At 58.8% G+C, this 952-nt stretch carries 1 protein-coding gene; it reads right to left on the bottom strand.

Translation table 11 applies throughout. The annotated features are described in order from the left end of the window. Nucleotides 1-937, bottom strand: a 937-nt coding sequence (locus ACXJ7R_RS34410) for an ATP-binding protein (protein WP_457155683.1), incomplete at its 3' end; no start/stop codon positions are given. Between the last annotated feature and the right edge of the window lie 15 nt (nt 938-952).

Here is a 952-nt window from a genome sequence, read left to right as displayed (position 1 = left end):
GATAGAAATAGGAAGTGGCGAGCGCCCGATGCGCCAAAGTCGTTTCCTCAACGTTTTCTCCGCACGAGGTTTCGGCAAGGAGTTGCTTGGCCAGGTCTCGGCTCCGGTGCAGGTCAGGCCGGTCAAGGTAGAAGTTCCAAAGCGAACGTCGGACAAAAAAGAGGTTGGAGGTGAGGCCCGTGGATATACAAAGCTCTTCGGCACGGAGAAAGTTCGCTTCAACCTTCTCCGACGCATATCCAGCTGACGCGTTCAGCGGGACGCCCATTTCAATCCGGATTCTAAGTTCAAGCTCATTTGTATCGCCCGAGCTAGTGACCGCTTCCAAGGCATCCAGCGCGCCCGTGAAATGCGCGACCGCCTCCGGATTGGCATATCGCGCCGCGGCAGCGCGCCCTGCTTGGAGGAAGCATTCAGCTGCCTCAAGATACCGCTTTGCCGCTATGAGGTGATGTGCAACCAGCTCCGGTTCGGCCGTCGGCTCCATGCCGAGTTTGTCGGCCAGCCGGCTGTGTATGTCCTGGCGCACCGATTTCAACATACTGTGATAGGCAGCATCGCGAACGAGCGCGTGCTTGAACGTATATCGTGCGTCCGAGCCCCTTCCGCGCCGGAAGACGAGCTCGGCATCCACGAGCTTATCGAGTGCCTCTTCCAACTGGGCAGCGCTGAGCCGCGTGACCGATCCGAGGAGGTCGTGGCGGAATTCGCGGCCGATGCATGCGGCCATTTGCGCAACTTCCTTGACCGGCTGCAATCGGTCGAGGCGGGCCATCAGCGAATCGTGCAACGTTAGCGGAATGTCGAGATTTGCGAGTGTGGCGTGATCTTGGTCGAAGACGGCTGCGCGATCGAAGTGGCGGGCTTCGAGAACACTCTTTGTCAGCTCTTCAATGAACAGCGGCACACCATCCGTCGCGGCGATGATCTTGTCCACAATGATGGCTGGTAG

Source organism: Mesorhizobium sp. P5_C1 (assembly GCF_054049815.1).
The sequence above is the reverse complement of the archived record's forward strand: the minus strand, read 5'-3'. Positions and strand labels throughout refer to the sequence as shown.